General features: G+C 68.7%; 13 protein-coding genes. All 13 read right to left on the reverse strand.

Annotated elements, in window-relative coordinates:
* Positions 1-56: 56 nt before the first annotated feature.
* A complete protein-coding gene (gene nuoN, locus SREC43747_RS0100260; RefSeq protein ID WP_201768597.1) occupies positions 57-1,604 on the reverse strand; it encodes an NADH-quinone oxidoreductase subunit NuoN in 1,548 nt (515 codons plus the stop codon).
* An 11-nt stretch (positions 1,605-1,615) separates the two neighbouring features.
* On the reverse strand, positions 1,616-3,196 hold the full coding sequence (locus tag SREC43747_RS0100265) for an NADH-quinone oxidoreductase subunit M (protein WP_029719149.1): 1,581 nt from the start codon (positions 3,194-3,196) through the stop codon (positions 1,616-1,618).
* 88 nt (positions 3,197-3,284) lie between these two features.
* Positions 3,285-5,294, reverse strand: a complete 2,010-nt coding sequence (gene nuoL, locus SREC43747_RS0100270) for an NADH-quinone oxidoreductase subunit L (protein ID WP_081722343.1) — start codon at positions 5,292-5,294, stop codon at positions 3,285-3,287.
* A gap of 20 nt (positions 5,295-5,314) precedes the next feature.
* Positions 5,315-5,614: an NADH-quinone oxidoreductase subunit NuoK gene (gene nuoK, locus SREC43747_RS0100275; protein ID WP_029719151.1), complete on the reverse strand. Its 300-nt coding sequence runs from the start codon at positions 5,612-5,614 to the stop codon at positions 5,315-5,317.
* Positions 5,611-6,525 (reverse strand): NADH-quinone oxidoreductase subunit J, encoded by a 915-nt coding sequence (locus SREC43747_RS0100280; RefSeq protein WP_029719152.1) that lies wholly within the window; start codon positions 6,523-6,525, stop codon positions 5,611-5,613. The genes nuoK and SREC43747_RS0100280 overlap by 4 nt, the downstream gene beginning before the upstream one ends.
* Positions 6,522-7,088 (reverse strand): NADH-quinone oxidoreductase subunit NuoI, encoded by a 567-nt coding sequence (gene nuoI / locus SREC43747_RS0100285; RefSeq protein ID WP_029719153.1) that lies wholly within the window; start codon positions 7,086-7,088, stop codon positions 6,522-6,524. The genes SREC43747_RS0100280 and nuoI overlap by 4 nt, the downstream gene beginning before the upstream one ends.
* The gene (gene nuoH, locus SREC43747_RS0100290) at positions 7,075-8,397 is read right to left on the reverse strand and encodes an NADH-quinone oxidoreductase subunit NuoH (protein WP_029719154.1); all 1,323 of its coding nucleotides are present in this window, start codon (positions 8,395-8,397) and stop codon (positions 7,075-7,077) included. The genes nuoI and nuoH overlap by 14 nt, the downstream gene beginning before the upstream one ends.
* A complete protein-coding gene (locus tag SREC43747_RS0100295; protein WP_029719155.1) occupies positions 8,394-10,883 on the reverse strand; it encodes an NADH-quinone oxidoreductase subunit G in 2,490 nt (829 codons plus the stop codon). Before SREC43747_RS0100295 ends, nuoH begins: the two co-directional genes overlap by 4 nt.
* The gene (gene nuoF, locus SREC43747_RS0100300) at positions 10,880-12,181 is read right to left on the reverse strand and encodes an NADH-quinone oxidoreductase subunit NuoF (protein WP_029719156.1); all 1,302 of its coding nucleotides are present in this window, start codon (positions 12,179-12,181) and stop codon (positions 10,880-10,882) included. Before nuoF ends, SREC43747_RS0100295 begins: the two co-directional genes overlap by 4 nt.
* A 12-nt stretch (positions 12,182-12,193) precedes the next feature.
* Positions 12,194-12,958, reverse strand: coding sequence for an NADH-quinone oxidoreductase subunit NuoE (gene nuoE / locus SREC43747_RS0100305; protein WP_029719157.1), 765 nt, complete (start codon positions 12,956-12,958; stop codon positions 12,194-12,196).
* Positions 12,955-14,298, reverse strand: a complete 1,344-nt coding sequence (locus SREC43747_RS0100310; protein WP_029719158.1) for an NADH-quinone oxidoreductase subunit D — start codon at positions 14,296-14,298, stop codon at positions 12,955-12,957. The genes nuoE and SREC43747_RS0100310 overlap by 4 nt, the downstream gene beginning before the upstream one ends.
* Before the next feature lie 78 nt (positions 14,299-14,376).
* Positions 14,377-15,168: an NADH-quinone oxidoreductase subunit C gene (locus SREC43747_RS0100315; RefSeq protein ID WP_029719159.1), complete on the reverse strand. Its 792-nt coding sequence runs from the start codon at positions 15,166-15,168 to the stop codon at positions 14,377-14,379.
* 5 nt (positions 15,169-15,173) lie between these two features.
* Positions 15,174-15,845 (reverse strand): NuoB/complex I 20 kDa subunit family protein, encoded by a 672-nt coding sequence (locus SREC43747_RS0100320; RefSeq protein WP_029719160.1) that lies wholly within the window; start codon positions 15,843-15,845, stop codon positions 15,174-15,176.
* Between the last annotated feature and the right edge of the window lie 91 nt (positions 15,846-15,936).

A 15,936-nucleotide genomic window follows, 5' to 3' on the forward strand; every position in this document is an offset into this window, starting at 1 on the left:
CTGCTCACGTCACCGTCGCCTTCGCTCCCCCAACGATCGCCCTACGGGCGAGCACTCTACGACACGAAGGTACCGACGTTCGCCCAGTCCAGGGCCAATGTGGGCAGCACCCCCAAAAGCAAGGTCATCACAACACCGAGCGTAATCGCGGCTGTCGTGAACGCACCCGGCACGCTCACCGTCGGACCGTCCTCGGCGGGCTCCCGGAAGTGCATCACCACCACCACCCGGAGGTAGAAGAACGCCGCCGCCGCGCTGGCCAGCAGCGCCACCACCACCAGCGGAGCCATCCCGTCCGCCAGAGCGGCCTCGAACACCACGAACTTGCCCACGAAGCCACTGGTCAGCGGGATCCCGGCGAGAGCCAGCAGCAGGAAGGTGAACACCCAGGCCAGCACCGGGGAACGCTTCGCCAACCCGGCCCAGTCGGAGAGCTGGGTGGCTTCGCCGTCGGCGGTCCGCACCAAGCTGATGACCCCGAACACCGCCACCGTGGTGAACCCGTAGGCCAGCAGGTAGAACATCGTGCCCGAAAGCCCCCGGTCGGTCAGCGCGATGGCACCGACCAGCATGAACCCGGCGTGCGCCACCGACGAGTAGGCGATCATCCGCTTGATGTCCTGCTGCGTGAGCGCCAACACCACCCCGATCACCATCGACGCGATCGCGATGGCCCACAGCACTCCCCGCCACTCCCAGGAGGACGCGGTGAAGGCCACCTGCAGCACCCGCAGGATCGCCCCGAACGCGGCGACCTTCGTGCACGCCGCCATGAAACCGGTCACAGCGGTGGGAGCGCCCTGGTACACGTCCGGCGTCCAGGTGTGGAACGGCCCCACCGAAGCCTTGAACAACAACCCGATCAGCAGCAGCCCCAGACCGGCGAACAGCAGCGTGCTCGACCGGTCCGACGCCGCGGTCGCGTTCGCGATCGCCGCCAACCGCACCGAACCGGCGTAGCCGTACAGCAGCGCCAGCCCGTAGAGGAAGAACGCCGAGGAGAACGCGCCGAGCAGGAAGTACTTCATCGCCGCTTCCTGGGAGAGCAGCCGCCGCCGCTTGGCCAGCCCGCACAGCAGGTACAGCGGCAGGCTCAGCACCTCCAGGGCGATGAACATGGTCAGCAGGTCGTTGGCGGCGCAGAAGATCATCATGCCGCCCAGCGAGAACAGCGCCAGCGGGAACACCTCGGTCCGCATCCCCACCGCTGCGCCCGCGGCCCGGCTCATCGCCCCCGGCCCCTCGGCCGCCCGGGACTCGGCCACGAAGGCGCCCCCGGGCTCCACCGAGCGGTCGGCGATCAGCAGGATCGCCGCCAACGACAACGCCAGCAGCGTTCCCCACAAGAACAGCGCGGGCGGGTCCACCGCGATCGTCCCCGCCAGCGTCGTGACCCCGGGGCGCCCCTGGCTGGCGTACAGCGCCAGCGCCCCGCCGGCCACCACGATCGCCACCAGCGCCAACCCGACCTGCACCAGCCACCGCTGCTGCCGCGGCACGAACGCCTCGACCAGCACGCCGAGGCACGCCGCGCCCAACACCACCAGCACGGGAGCGATCGCCGCGTAGTCGATCGGCGGAATGCCGATGAATTGCTGCGCCAATGCACCCACTGTCAGTTACCTCCCTGCGAGGTCACCGGGTCGGCAACGCCGACCTCGCTCATAGTCGCCCCGACCGACGGGTTGATCACGTCGAGCACCGGCGCCGGGTAGAAACCCAGACCGATCACCAGCACGATCAGCGGAGTCAACACGGCGATCTCGCGAACACCCAGGTCCGAGATCCGCATCCGGTGCGCGCCCGACTCCCGGTTCGGGTCGGCCACCGTGCCCGGACCGGCGGAAGCGCCGAGCAGCGCGCTGCCCCGCACCGGCCCCTGCATGGTCCGCTGGTACAGCCACAGCACGTAGACCGCGGCCAGCACCATGCCGATCGTGGCCAGCACCGTGTACACCGGCCGGGTTTGGAAAGAACCGATCAGCACCAGGAACTCGCTAATGAACGAGTTCGTGCCGGGCAGCGACAACGTGCTCAACCCGGCGATCAACAAGGTGCCGGCTAGCAGCGGCGTCACCTTCGCCATCCCGCCGTAGTCGGCGATCCGCGTGGAGCCGCCACGCGCGATGATCATCCCGATCACCAGGATCAGCATGCCGGTGGCGATGCTGTGGTTGACCATGTAGGACACCGAGCCGGCCTGCGCCTGCGAGGTGAAGGCGAAGATGCCCAGCGCGATGAATCCGAAGTGGGCGATCGACACGTAGGCGATGAACCTCTTGAGATCGGTTTGGCCGAACGCCTGCAGCGAACCGTAGAGCACGCCGAGCACCGCCAGCACCAGCACCAGCGGCGCCAGCGCCTGCGAGGCCTGCGGCGTCAACGGCAGGCTGTAGCGCAGGAAGCCGAACGTGCCGACCTTGTCCAGCACGCCGACGACGATCACGGCCACCCCGATCGGGGCCTGCTGCGCGGCGTCCGGCAGCCAGGTGTGGAACGGGACCAGCGGCGCCTTCACCGCGAAGGCCACGAAGAACCCGGCGAACAACCAGCCCTGCACGCTCAGCGGCGCATCGGCGAGCACCTGCTGCAGCGCGGCCCAGTCGAAGGTGCCCCGCCCGGTGACCTGTGCACTGTAGACGTAAGCGCCGATGGCCGACCCCAGCATGATCAGTCCACCGAGGAACGAGTACAGGAAGAACTTCACCGCCGCGTAGGTGCGCTTCTCCCCGCCGTAGCCCCCGATGAGGAAGTACATCGGGATCAGCATCAGCTCGAAGAGCACGTAGAACAGGAACAGGTCGGTGGCCGCGAAGACCGCGACGGTGATCGCCTGCTCCAGCAGCAGCAGGCCGAAGACCCCGCCGTGGGTGCGCCCCTGCGGCAACCGCTCGTTCCAGCTGTAGAGCAGCACCAGCGGGGTGAGCACCGCGATCACCGCGATCATCACCAGCGCGATGCCGTCCACCCCGAACGACCACCGGATGTCGAACGCCGGGATCCACGGCCGGGAACTGGTCAGCTGCAGCCGGGGACCGGCCGGGTCGTAAGCCGCCCAGGCAGCCACCGCGATCAGCAGCTCCACCAAGGAAAAACCGAGCGCGGTCCACTTGGCCGCGGTGGGATTGGCCCGCAGCAGCGCCACCACCACCGAACCGGCCAGCGGCAGCAGGATCAGAGCGAGGAGCAAGGTCATCGGTTCTCCTCCGTGCGACGTCCCGAAGACGGGTCTTGCCGGACTCCGCCGGCGGTGCCGGCAACTGCGATGGGAACCGTCCTGGTGCTCATGCCGGCACCCCCACCGCGAGCAGAGCGGCGATCACCACGATCCCGCCGAAGAGGATGGAAAGCGCGTAGGACCGGACGAACCCGGTTTGCAGCCGCCGCATCCGCAGCGAACCCGCGTTGAACAACTGGGCTATCCCGGACACCGCGCCATCCACCCCGCTGCGGTCGAAAGCCACCGCGGCGCGGGAGAGGCCGAAGGCCGGCCGGACGGCGAGCAATTCGTTGATCTTGTTGCTGTACAGGTCTTCCCGGGCAGCCCGCACCACTCCGGAGACCCGCTCCGGCCGCTGCACCGGCACCGGCTTGCGGCCCACCAGCAACCAGGCCACCAGCACCCCGAGCGCGGAAATCCCGACGGTGAGAACCGGGATCAGCGCGTGCGGCAACACCGTGCTCTCGGCCTCCGCCAGCTCGCCCAAGGAGGGGCTGAGGAACGTCACCAACCGGTCACCGCTGGCGAAGAACAACCCCGCCACCACCGAACCGATCGCCAGCACGACCATCGGCGCGGTCATCACGGTCGGCGACTCGTGCGGGTGGAAGCGTTCCCCGTTGCTGGCCGTCAACCCCTCCCAGCGCTTCTCGCCGAAGAAGGTCAGCAGCATCAACCGGGTCATGTAGAAGGCGGTGATACCGGCACCGAGCAGCGCGGCACCACCGAACGCCCAAGCACGCCAACCCTCCTGGCCGAACGCCGCCTCGATGATGGCGTCCTTGGAGTAGAAGCCCGACAGGAACGGGAACCCGATGATCGCCAGGTAGGCCAGTCCGAAGGTGACGAAGGTGACCGGCATGTACCGGTGCAGGCCACCGAACTTGCGCATGTTGACCTCGTCGTGCATGGCGTGCATGACCGAACCGGCCCCGAGGAACAGACCGGCCTTGAAGAAGCCGTGGGTCAGCAGGTGCATGATGCCCAGCGCGTAACCGGCCGGCCCCAGGCCGACCGCCAGCATCATGTAGCCGATCTGGCTGACCGTGGAGTACGCCAGCACCTTCTTGATGTCGTCGTAGGCGCACCCGATGACGCATCCCACCAGCAGCGTCACCGCGCCGACGACGGTGACCGCGAGCTGGCCGCCCGGCGACAGCGTGTAGAGCGGGTTGGCCCGGGCGATCAGGTACACCCCGGCGGTGACCATCGTGGCGGCGTGGATGAGCGCCGACACCGGAGTGGGGCCTTCCATCGCGTCCGGCAACCACGCGTGCAGCGGAACCTGACCGGACTTGCCGCAGGCGCCCAGCAGCAGCAGCAAGGTGATGGCCAGCAGCGCGCCGGAGGAGAGCTCACCGGCGCGGGCGAACACCTCGGTGTACTGGGTGGTGCCCAGCTGCGCGAACATCAGGAAGATGGCCAAGGCCAGGCCGACGTCACCGACCCGGTTCATCACGAACGCCTTGGTGGCCGCCGCGGCCGCCGTCGGTCGGTGCTGCCAGAAGCCGATCAGCAGGTAGGAGGCCAGACCGACGCCTTCCCAACCGAGGTAGAGCGTCACGAAGCTGTTCCCCAGCACCAGGACCAGCATCGCGGCGACGAACAAGTTGAGGTAGCCGAAGAACCGCCGCCGCTCGGTGTTGTCCCGGCCGGTGCGGCCCTGCTGGTCGTGCGCCATGTAGCCGATCGAGTAGATGTGGATCAGCGCCCCGACCCCGGTGATCAGCAGCACGAACACCAACGACAGCGGGTCCATGCGCAACCCGAAGTCCACCTGCAGGGCGTTCACCGGGATCCAGGAGAACAGGTGCAGTTCGCGCACCCGCTCCTCGGCCGGCAGCGCGAGCACGGACCCGAACAGCAGCAAGCCGTAAGCGAACGCGGCGATCACCGTCGCGCAGCCGAGCAGATGGCCCCAGCCGTTGGCGCGCCGGCCCGCCGTCAGCAGCACCAGCGCGCCCAGCGCCGGGAGAGCGACCAACAACCACGCGTTCTGCTGCACCGCCCCGGCGGCGGCGACCGCCTCCGCCGCCCCGGGTTCTGCCGCGAAAAATGCCCCGGTACCTGTCATCGCCGTCACCACGCGCCCTCTCAGTACTTCAGCAGATTGGCGTCATCGACCGAGGCCGAGCGACGCGTACGGAAGATCGACATGATGATGGCCAGTCCGACTACCACCTCAGCCGCCGCGACGACCATCACGAAGAAAGCCATGACCTGCCCCTCGACCGTTCCGGCGATCCGGGCGAAGGTCACCAGCGTCAGGTTGACCGCGTTGAGCATCAGCTCAACGCACATGAAGACCACGATCGCGTTGCGGCGCACCAGCACTCCGACCACGCCGATGCTGAACAGCAACGCCGACAGCAGCAAGTAGTACGTGGGAGTCACTGCCGGACCTCCTGCGTCGGGATGTGCTTGGTCTCCGGCTGCTCGCCCCGCGGAGCGGACGTGGACTGCTCGCCCTCCGCCTTCGGCACCGCGGCCTCCTCGGGCTCACCGACACCGGTGAGCTCTCCGGAGGAGGGGGAGGAGAGCTGCCGGCGCTGCTGGGCGAGCACGTCTTCCACCGGAACGCTCTCCAGCAGTTCCGAAAGCGACTCGGGAGCGATCGAGCCGTCCGGCAGGAGCGCCGGCGTGGCAACCGAGTTCGCCGTCGCGTACACCCCGGGCCCCGGCAGCGGCGACGGGCGTCCACCGCGGAACCGGGCGTTCACCCGCTCCCGCTGGCTGACCCGCGGACCACGGCCCTTGCCGCCCCAGGCGAGCACCATCGCACCCACCGCCGCGGTGATCAGGAGCGCTGAGGTGAGTTCGAACGGGAACAGGTAGTCGGTGAAGATCAGCCGCCCCAGACCGCCTGCTCCGCCACCGGCCGGCGTCCACGGGTTCAGCGGTGGTGCCGGCTGCACCTCGGTCAGCGACCGGGCCAACCCGGTGACCAGCAGAGCGGCCAACCCCACCCCGCCGATACCGGCCCACACCCGCTGCCCGTGCAGCACTTCGACGACCGAGTCCGACGCGTCCCTGCCGACCATCATCAGCACGAACAGGAACAGCATCATGATCGCGCCGGTGTAGACGATGATCTGCGTGAACCCGAGGAACGGGGCGCTTTGCACCATGTAGAGCACCCCGAGCCCCAGCATGGTCAACACCAGCCACAGCGCCGAGTGCACGGCGTTGCGCGCGAACACCATGCCCAGAGCGCCTGCCAGGGCAAGCGGTCCGAGCACCCAGAACGCCACCGCTTCCCCGGTCGAGACCGCCGCGGTCGTCTGCGCCAGATACTGGGTGATCACCGTCCGGCCTCCTCACTCCCGGACTCCACCGTTTCCCCTTCGGGAATTCCGCGCTGCCGGGCCAGTTCGGGACCGCGGGCGTAGTAGTCCTGCTCGTCCGAACCGAGCCGCATCGGGTGCGGCGGCATCTCCATCCCCGGCAGCAGCGGCGCGAGCAGGTCCTCCTTGGTGTAGATGAGATCCCGCCGGTTGTCGTTGGCGATCTCGTACTCGTTGGTCATCGTCAACGCCCGGGTGGGGCAGGCCTCGATGCACAACCCGCAGCCGATGCACCGCAGGTAGTTGATCTGGTAGTTCTTGCCGTACCGCTCGCCCGGCGAGTACCGCTCCTCCTCGGTGTTGTCCCCGCCTTCCACGAAGATCGCGTCCGCCGGGCAGGCCCAGGCGCACAGCTCGCACCCGACGCACTTCTCCAAGCCGTCCGGATGCCGGTTGAGCTGGTGCCGACCGTGGTACCGGGGAGCCGGGATCTTCTTGACCTCCGGGTACTCCTCGGTGACGACCTTCTTGAACATGGTCGAGAAGGTGACGCCGAATCCCTTGATCGGATCAAACAGTCCCATGGGGCGCCTCCTCGTCTTGCGCACCCTGGCGCGGGATTTCCACGTCTTGCCGCGCCGCGGCGGTGCGGGCGGGGGTGCGGCGTGGCGGTGGTTCCGGTACTTGCAGGTCCAGCGGCGGAACCGGGTATCCGCTGCCGGACAGCGGGGCGCCTTCCTCCTTCTTCTCCGATCCCCCGCGCTCCGGGATGAGGAAGGTGGCCAGCAGCAGCACGCCGATCAGCACCGCGACGCCGATCAGCAGCTGGGTGGTGGTGACGGCTTCGCTGGTCCGCAGCGCGCGGATCACCGTCACCACGAGGATCCACAGCAGACTGAGCGGGACCAGCACCTTCCAGCCCAGGTTCATGAACTGGTCGTAGCGCAACCGGGGCAGCGAACCGCGCAGCCAGACGAAGAAGAACAGGAACGCCAGCGTCTTGCCGAAGAACCACAGCACCGGCCACCAACCGGTGTTGAGCACCCCGTCGCCGATCAGCGACAGCGGCCACGGCGCGTGCCAGCCACCGAGGAACAACGTCGTGGCCAACGCGGAAACGTTGACCATGTTGATGTACTCCGCGAGGAAGAACAGCGCGAACTTCAGCGACGAGTACTCGGTGTGGAAACCGCCGACCAGCTCGGATTCCGCTTCCGGCAGGTCGAAGGGGGCCCGGTTGGTCTCGCCGACCATGGAGACCAGGTAGACCAGGAAGCTCAACGGCAGCAGGAAGACGAACCAGCCGTTCTCCTGGGCGTCCACGATGCCCGCGGTCGAGAGCGTGCCCGCGTACATGATGACCGCGACGAAGGAGAGCCCCATCGCGATCTCGTAGGAGATGACCTGCGCCGCCGAGCGCAGGGACCCCAGCAGCGGGTACGGCGACCCGGAGGACCAGCCGGCGAGCACGATGCCGTAGACCCCGATCGAAGCGCAGGCCAGCACCACCAGCAGCCCCACCGGGAGCTCGACCAGCTGCAGCGCGGTGCGCTCCCCGAAGATGGTGACCTCCGGGCCCACCGGGATGACCGAGAACGAGACCATCGCCGGCGCGGCCGCGATGACCGGGGCCAGGAAGTACACCCACTTGTCGGCCAGCACCGGGCGGATGTCCTCTTTGAAGGCCAGCTTCAACCCGTCGGCCAGCGACTGGAGCAACCCGAACGGCCCGGCCCGGTTCGGCCCCGGCCGGTGCTGCATGCGGCCGAGCACCCGTCGTTCCGCCCAGATGCTGAACAGGGTCATCAGCACCAGGAAGGCGAAAATGCCGACGACCTTGAGCAGGATCAGCCACAGCGGGTCGTCCGCGAGCAGTTCCGCGGTTGTGGTCATGCTTTCCCTCCTGCGTGGCCGTTGCCCGACACGGCGGACAGCGGGGTCACCGCAGCGATGTCAACCACGGCGCCGTGGCCGACACCGAGCCGGCGGTGCACTTCGGAAGTGCCGGAGTTGCTGGGCACCCACACCACCCCGTGCGGCATCTCGGTGAACTCCACCGGCAGCTGGACGACGCCGCGCGCGGTGCGGATCTCGATCTCCTGCCCGGGCACCAGGCCGATCTGCTCGGCGGTGCGCGGCGCCAGCACCGCGACCGCGGGCCGGGCGGTGCCCGCCAGGTTCGGTTCGTCGGCCAGCAGCGCCCCGTTGTCCAGCAGCTGCCGCCAGGTCGCCAGCAGCGCCTGGCCGGGCCCCGGGGTGAGCACCGGGCTGGCCTCCACGTCGGGCCCGGGGACCGGGCCGCTGTCCCGGGTGCCGATGCGGCTCAGCTCCGCGGCCGCCACCTCCGGGGTCTGGGTGAACAGGTCCACGTCCATTTCGATGGCCAGCGAGTCCAGCACGCGGCAGTCGGGGACCTTCCCGGTTCCGTCGATGGTGGTGCGGAATTCCCGACGCCGGCCTTCCCAGTTCAGGTAGCTGCCGGACTTCTCCGTGCTGGCCGCCACCGGGAGCACCACGTCCGCGTGCTCGGTGACCTCGCTGTGCCGCAGCTCCAGGCTGACGACGAAGTCGACCCGCTGCAGGGCCTGCTCGGCCAGCTCCGGGTCCGGCAGGTCCTCGATCCCGACCCCGCCGATCAGCAGCCCGGACAACTTCCCCTGCGCGGCCGCGGCGATGATGCCGCTGACGTCCCGCCCCGGGGTGCTGGGCAGCGCTCCTGGCACGCCCCAGTGCCGCTCGACCTCGGCCCGCGCCACCGGATCGGTGACCAGTCGACCGCCGGGCAGCAGGCTGGGCAGTGCGCCTGCTTCGATCGCTCCGCGTTCCCCTGCCCGCCGCGGGATCCACGCCGGACGGGCACCGGTGCGCTGCGCGGTCCGCAGCACTTCCGACAGCAGACCGGGCACTTCCGCGGCCCGCTCCCCGACGAGCAGCACGGCCCCCGGCTGCCGCAGGGCCTCGACCACGTCGGCCGGCAGGTCCCGCAGCGCCAGCGGTTCCGAACCGGGCGGGCAGGGCAGGAAGGCACCGGTCGACTTGCCGTTGGCGGCGACGGTCTTGGCCACGCCCGGGGAATTCCACGGTCCCAAGTGGAAGACCTTGGTGCCGTGCTTGCGGGCGGCCTTGCGCAACCGGAGGAAGGCGATCGGCGACTCCTCCTCCGGCTCGAAGGCCACGCACAGCACCGCGGGAGCGGATTCGAGATCCCGGTAGGTGACCCCGGTGTCCGGTCCGGAAGCGGCCACCACCGCTTCCAGGTACCGCAGCTCCTCCGGGGAGTGCGCCCGGGCCCGGTAGTCGATGTCGTTGGTGCGCAGGGCGAGCCGGGCGAACTTGGCGTACGCGTAGGCGTCCTCCACGGTCAGCCGCCCACCGGGCAGCACCCCGACGCCGCCCGCGTCACGGGCCGCCAGCAATCCGTTCGCCGCGGCCTGCAGCGCCTCGGTCCAGGAGGCCGGCTGCAGCTCACCGTCCCGCCGCACCAGCGGCCGCTGGATGCGGTCCGCCGCGGTGACGTAGCGGAACGCGAACCTGCCCTTGTCGCAGATCCACTCCTCGTTCACCTCCGGGGCGTCCCCGGCCAGCCGCCGCATCACCTTGCCGCGCCGCCAGTCGTTGCGGATCTCGCAGCCGGAAGCGCAGTGCTCGCACTGCCCCGGTGTGGAAACCAGGTCGAACGGCCTGGACCGGAACCGGTACTGGGCGCTGGTGAGCGCGCCCACCGGGCAGATCTGGATGGTGTTGCCGGAGAAGTAGGACTGGAACGGCTGCTGCTCGCTGACCCCGATCTGCTGGAGCGCGCCCCGTTCCAGCAGATCGATGAACGGATCACCGGCGATCTGCTGGGAGAAGCGGGTGCACCGCTGGCAGAGCACGCACCGCTCCCGGTCCAGCAGGATCTGGCTGGAGATCGGGATCGGTTTGGGGAAGGTGCGCTTGGTCTCGTGGAACCGGGAGTCCGCGCGACCGTGCTTGAGCGCCTGGTTCTGCAGCGGGCACTCCCCGCCCTTGTCGCAGATTGGGCAGTCCAGCGGGTGGTTGATCAGCAGCAGTTCCATGACGCCCTGCTGCGCCTTGTCCGCCACCGGCGAGGTCCGCTGCGTCTTGACCACCATGCCGTCGGCGACCGTCATGGTGCAGGACGCCTGCGGTTTCGGCATCGGCCGGCCGTTCATCTCCACTTCCACCAGGCACTGCCGGCACGCCCCGGCCGGGTCAAGCAGCGGGTGGTCGCAGAACCGCGGAATGACGATGCCGATCCGCTCCGCGGTGCGGATCAGCAGCTCGCCCTTGGGGGCGTCCACTTCGATGCCGTCGATGGTCAACCGCACGTACCCCTCCGGGGCCGGGCGGTTTCGGGATTCGGGTGCCACCGTCATCGGGCCGCTCCTACCAATGCGGGGTCGCTGGCCTGTTGCTGCTTGCACAGGGCGAGGAATTCCTCGCGGAAGTACTTGATGCCGCTGGTGATCGGGCTGACCGCGCCGTCACCGAGCGCGCAGAACGAACGGCCCAGGATGTTGTCGCAGACGTCCAGCAGGGTGTCGATGTCCTCCTGGGTGCCGCGACCTTCGACCATCCGCTCCAGGATTTGCGCGAGCCAGTAGGTGCCCTCCCGGCAGGGGGTGCACTTGCCGCAGGACTCGTGCTCGTAGAACTTGGTCCACTTCATCACCGCCCACGGGACCGAGACGGTCTCGTTGAACACCATGACCGCGGTGGTGCCGAGCATCGACCCGGCTTCCGAGGCGCCTTCGAAGTCCAGCGGCACGTCGAGGTGCTCAGCGGTGAACAGCGGGGTGGAGGACCCGCCCGGGGTCCAGAACTTGAGCGGGATGCCGTCCTTCATCCCGCCGGCCAGCTCCAGCAGCTCCCGCAGCGTGGTGCCCATCGGCGCCTCGTACTGGCCGGGGCGCTCCACGTGCCCGGAGATCGAGAAGATCTTCGGACCCGGGGACTTCTCCCGCCCCATGCTGCGGAACCAGTCCACCCCGCCGTTGACGATGTAGGGCACCGTGGCGATCGTTTCGACGTTGTTCACCGTGGTCGGGCAGGCGTAGAGCCCGGCCGCGGCGGGGAACGGCGGTTTCAGCCGGGGCTGGCCGCGCTTGCCCTCCAGGGAGTCCAGCAGCGCGGTCTCCTCGCCGCAGATGTAGGCGCCGGCGCCGGCGTGCACCACGACGTCCAGGTCGAACCCGGAGCCGAGCACGTCCTTGCCGAGGTACCCCGCCCGGTACGCCTCGGCGACCGCGTGGTTGAGCCGGCGGATGCAGTGCAGGGCCTCCCCGCGCACGTAGATCATGCAGTGGTTGGCGCGGATCGCGTAGCTGGCGATGATGCAACCCTCGATGAGCGAGTGCGGGTCGGCCATCATCAGGGGAACGTCCTTGCAGGTTCCCGGCTCGCCCTCGTCGGCGTTGATGACCAGGTAGTGCGGTTTGGTGGGCTCCTTGGGCATGAAGCTCCACTTCACGCCGGTGGGGAAGCCGGCGCCCCCGCGCCCCCGCAACCCGGCTGCCTTGACCAGTTCGACCAGTTGGTCCGGGTGCGCCCGCAAGGCCTTCCGCAGCGCGGTGTAACCGCCCTGCCGCTCGTAGGCGTCCAGGGTCCAGGACTGCGGGGAGAGCCACCGGCTGGTCAGCACCGGGGTCAGCGGACTGGGTTTGGCTTCGGTCATGTCAGCCACACCTCACTTCTTCTCCGGCAGCGGAGGCAGCTGGGCGTCGTCGGGCATCGGCGGAGCGGCCCAGCCGTTCTCCTCGGCCAGTTGCGCGCCGCGGAGCGTTTCGGGCGCCGCGGACGGGCCGGCGGCCTGGGTTTCGAGGTCGTCGAAGAAACCGGCCAACTGCCGCTCCGCGCCGCGGAAGTCGGTCAGCGGAGCGCCGCGGGTCGGCTCGGGTTTCTCCCCCCGCTGCAGCGCCTTCACCAGTTCCAGCGCTGACTCGGGCGTCTGCTTGTCGAAGTACTCGTAGTTCACCTGCAGCACCGGCGCGAAGTCGCAGGCGGCCAGGCACTCGGCGTGCTCCAGCGTCACCGATCCGGGTTCCCCGGGGGTACCCGCGGTTTCGTTGTGCCCGACCCCGAGGTGCTGGCTGAGCCGCCGGTAGATCTCGTCCCCGCCGAGCGCGGCGCACATGGTGTTGGTGCACACGCTGACCAGGTGCTGGCCGCACGGCTTGCGCTTGTACATCGTGTAGAACGTGGCCACCGCGGAAACTTCCGCTGTGGACAGTCCTAGTTGCTCGGCGCAGAACCGGATTCCCGCTTGGCTGACGAATCCTTCCACCGACTGCACCAGGTGCAGCAGCGGCAGCAACGCCGACCTCGACTCCGGGTAGCGCTCGATGATCCGCTTGGCGTCGGCGCGCACCTCCGCGCCGAAGACCGAGGTGTCGCCCGCTTCCTGCGGGTGGACGGCGTCTTCTCGAGGGCTGCTGGCAAATGGTTCGGTCATCGGTCCACCCCGCCCATCACCGGGTCGATAGAGGCCACAGCTGCGATCACGTCGGCGACCAGGCCGCCTTCGGTCAGTGCCGGGAGAGCTTGCAGGTTGACGAAGCTGGGTTCGCGGACGTGCACCCGCATCGGTCGGGTGCCGCCGTCGGAGACCAGGTGGTACCCGAGTTCTCCGCGGGGCGATTCGACCGGCACGTAGACCTGCCCCGGCGGCACGTCGAACCCTTCGGTGACCAGCTTGAAGTGGTGGATCAGCGACTCCATCGACTGGCCCATGATCTTGCGGACGTGCTCCAGCGAGTTGCCCATGCCGTCCGGCCCGATCGTGAGCTGCGCCGGCCAGGCGATCTTCGGGTCGTCCACCATCACCGGGCCGGGCTCCATCTTGTCCAGGCACTGCCGGATAATCCGGAGGGATTGGTGGATCTCCTCCAGCCGCAGCAGGTAGCGGGCGTAGCAGTCGGCGTCGTTGCTGGTGGGGACTTCGAAGTCGAACTCCTCGTACCCGCAGTAGGGCTGCACCTTGCGCAGGTCCCACGCCAACCCCGCCGACCGCAGCATCGGTCCGGTGACGCCGAGCTGCAGGCAGCCGTCCAGCGGCAGGTAGCCGACGTTCTGCAGGCGCTGCTTCCAGATCGGCTGACCGGTGAACAGCTTGTCGTAGTCCGGCAGCCGGGTGTCCATGACCTTGATGAACTGCAGGACCTTCTCCCGGTACCCCTCGGGAAGGTCCTGCGCCACCCCACCGGGGCGGATGAAGGCGTGGTTCATCCGCAGACCGGTGAGGAACTCCAGCAGGTGCAGGACCTCCTCCCGGTCCCGGAACCCGTAGGTCATGCCGGTGGTGGAGCCGAGCTCCATGGCCCCGGTGGCCAGGAAGACCAGGTGGGAGGAGATCCGGTTGAGCTCCATGAGCATCACCCGGAAGGTCTGGGCGCGCTTCGGGGCTTCGATGCCGAGCAGCTTCTCCACCGCCAGGCAATAACCGGCCTCGTTGAACAGCGGCGCCAAATAATCCATCCGAGTGACGAAGGTGACGCCCTGGGTCCAGGTCCGGTATTCGCAGTTCTTCTCGATGCCGGTGTGCAGGTAGCCGATCACCGGGCGGGCTTGGACGACCGTCTCGCCCTCGATCTCCAGCACCAGCCGGAGCACCCCGTGGGTGGACGGGTGCTGCGGGCCGAGGTTGATGACGACCCGCTCCTCACCGGCGGATTCGCCGATGAACTCGTCCCAGTCACCACCGGTGACGGTGTAGACGCGGCCCTCGGTGGTCTCCCGGGATTCCGCGTAGGGATCGGGTCCGGTGGCGGCTCCGGACAGTGGTTCGGTAGTCATTTCCAGCACCTCTCTGCGGTGTGCTGTCGTTTTCCGCTTCCGGGGGTTCGAAGGTGGGGATCGCGGAGCCGGCCGCGGTCATGTGTACGCCCTGCGCTGGTCCGGCGGCGGAACTTCGGCCCCCTTGTACTCCACCGGCACCCCGCCGAGCGGGTAGTCCTTGCGCTGCGGGTGCCCGTCCCAGTCGTCCGGCATGAGGATCCGGGTCAACGCCGGGTGGCCCTCGTAGACGATCCCGAACATGTCCCAGGCTTCGCGCTCCTGGAAGTCCGCTGTCGGGTACACCTCGACCACCGACGGCACCTTCGGCGGCTCGTCCCCCTCGCCCGGCCAGTCGATCGCCACTTCCAACCGGATCCGCCGGCGGTAGGTCATCGAGGTCAGGTGGTAGACCGAGTGCAGCCGCTGCGGAACCTCCGGGCCGTAGTCCACTCCGGACACCGAGCTGCACAGCTCGAAGCGCAGCGCCGGGTCGTCCCGCAGCGTCCGGCAGACCTCCACCAGGTGCTCACCGCGGATGTAGAAGGTGATTTCCCCGCGGTCGATGGTGATCTGCTGGACCGTGTCGTCGGGCAGTCCTTTCTCCTGCAACGCGGCCAGCAAGTTGTCGGCCACCTCGTCGAACCAGCCGCCGAACGGGCGTTGCGCGGCCGGCGGCACGTAGGCCGGCAGTCGCAGGCCGCCGTACCCCGAGGTGTCCCCGCTGCCGCTGACCCCGAACATGCCCTTGCGCGGCCGGCCGGCCACCGGGCCGCGGAAGCCTGCTTCGCCGCCAGCGGGTTCCAAACCGCCGCCCGGGCGTTCCGAGCTGGAGCCCGCACCGCCCGGTTGCGGAGCGCTCTGCTCGCGGTTCTTCTCGTCCTGCGCCAACCGACTCACCTACCCGCGCTGATTTCCTTGCGCCCGGACGGTTCCTTGAGCGCGCCGAACTTCGGATCGCCGCCCATTTCCTTGCGCTGCGCGTCCTGCTGCCGTTTCGCCCGCCGCCGCTGCATCGCGTTCTTCGGCGCGTACTTCTCCGAGGACGGGATCATCGGGGTGCGCTCGCCCCGCTCCAGCTGCAACGCCGCCCGCTTGGCGTTGATCGGCTCGTCCATCACCTTGGCGTGCAGCTTGAGAATCGCGTCCAGCAGCATCTCCGGCCGGGGAGGGCAGCCCGGCAAGTACATGTCCACCGGAACCACGTGGTCCACGCCTTGGACCACCGCGTAGTTGTTGAACATGCCGCCGCTGGAGGCGCACACCCCCATCGCCAGCACCCAGCGCGGCTCCGGCATCTGGTCGTAGATCTGTCGCAGGACGGGGGCCATCTTGTTCGTCACCCGTCCGGCTACAATCATCAAGTCGGCCTGGCGTGGAGTGGCGGAGAAGCGCTCCATCCCGAACCGCGAGATGTCGTACCGGGAACCGCCGACCGTCATCATCTCGATGGCGCAGCAGGCGAGCCCGAACGTCGCCGGCCACATCGACGTCTTGCGGGTCCAGTTGACGAGCTTCTCCACATTGGCCAACAGGATGCCGTTCGGCAGCTTTGCTTCGAGCCCCATCTCGGCACTCCTTCCGCATCATTGCGGTGTTTCGGGGGTCAAGAGTTTCTGCTTGCTGCACCCGGCCCGCCGGGTTCTGCGCGGCCGGATC

The sequence above is a fragment of the Saccharopolyspora rectivirgula DSM 43747 genome, assembly GCF_000497205.1.
Classification (GTDB): Bacteria; Actinomycetota; Actinomycetes; order Mycobacteriales; family Pseudonocardiaceae; genus Saccharopolyspora; species Saccharopolyspora rectivirgula.

Excerpts from the sequence above, each read along its gene's own strand:
- SREC43747_RS0100265 (WP_029719149.1), bottom strand. The coding sequence starts at position 3,196 with ATGACCTTGCTCCTCGCTCTGATCCTGCTGCCGCTGGCCGGTTCGGTG.
- nuoL (WP_081722343.1), bottom strand. The coding sequence starts at position 5,294 with ATGACAGGTACCGGGGCATTTTTCGCGGCAGAACCCGGGGCGGCGGAG.
- nuoI (WP_029719153.1), bottom strand. The coding sequence starts at position 7,088 with ATGGGACTGTTTGATCCGATCAAGGGATTCGGCGTCACCTTCTCGACC.
- nuoH (WP_029719154.1), bottom strand. The coding sequence starts at position 8,397 with ATGACCACAACCGCGGAACTGCTCGCGGACGACCCGCTGTGGCTGATC.
- SREC43747_RS0100295 (WP_029719155.1), bottom strand. The coding sequence starts at position 10,883 with ATGACGGTGGCACCCGAATCCCGAAACCGCCCGGCCCCGGAGGGGTAC.
- nuoF (WP_029719156.1), bottom strand. The coding sequence starts at position 12,181 with ATGACCGAAGCCAAACCCAGTCCGCTGACCCCGGTGCTGACCAGCCGG.
- nuoE (WP_029719157.1), bottom strand. The coding sequence starts at position 12,958 with ATGACCGAACCATTTGCCAGCAGCCCTCGAGAAGACGCCGTCCACCCG.
- SREC43747_RS0100310 (WP_029719158.1), bottom strand. The coding sequence starts at position 14,298 with ATGACTACCGAACCACTGTCCGGAGCCGCCACCGGACCCGATCCCTAC.
- SREC43747_RS0100320 (WP_029719160.1), bottom strand. The coding sequence starts at position 15,845 with ATGGGGCTCGAAGCAAAGCTGCCGAACGGCATCCTGTTGGCCAATGTG.